This window comes from Psychrobacter sp. 1Y4 (genome assembly GCF_051847555.1).
In genome coordinates this window covers 1-701 of the sequence record NZ_JBPYDE010000565.1, presented here as the reverse complement: position 1 = coordinate 701, position 701 = coordinate 1, and the positions used below count along the sequence as shown (strand labels likewise).

General features: G+C 47.2%; 1 protein-coding gene. It reads left to right on the top strand.

All coding sequences use genetic code 11. The annotated features are described in order from the left end of the window. Positions 1-701: type I methionyl aminopeptidase (gene map / locus ACS8FC_RS17585; RefSeq protein ID WP_439297737.1), on the top strand; the 701-nt coding region annotated here is incomplete at both ends.

The following is a 701-nucleotide window of genomic DNA, read 5'->3' as shown; positions in this document are numbered from 1 at the left end:
GATGTTCTGGTAATGCTCGACGAGCACGTCAAAGTTGGCGTCAGTACCGAAGCGCTTAACCAAATCGCTCATGACTATATCGTTAATGTGCAAAAGGCCATTCCTGCGCCGCTTAACTACAATGGCTTCCCAAAATCTATTTGTACGTCAGTCAACCACGTGGTCTGCCATGGTATCCCAACGGAAAGCAAGCTACTCAAAGATGGTGACATCATCAATATTGATGTGACTGTCATCAAAGATGGCTACTATGGCGACACCTCAAAAATGTGGATCGTTGGCAATGGTTCTATCATGGCGCAGCGTATTTGCAAAGTCGCCCAAGATGCACTTTATGCTGGCATGAGTGTGGTCAAAAACGGCGCACGTCTAGGCGACGTTGGTGCTGCCATTCAAGCAGTGGTTGAGCCTGAGCGCTTTAGTATCGTTCGTGAGTTCTGCGGTCATGGCATTAGTAACGAATTTCACCACGAGCCACAAGTCATGCATTATGGCAAAAAAGGCACTGGTTTTGAGCTAAAAACAGGTATGACCTTTACCATCGAGCCTATGATTAACCAAGGCACATGGCAAACTAAGATCTTGCCAGATGAGTGGACAGCGATTACCAAAGACCGCAAACTGTCTGCTCAGTGGGAGCATACGATGGTCGTAACGGACAATGGCTGTGAAGTATTTACCACGCGCCCTGAAGAAGATTT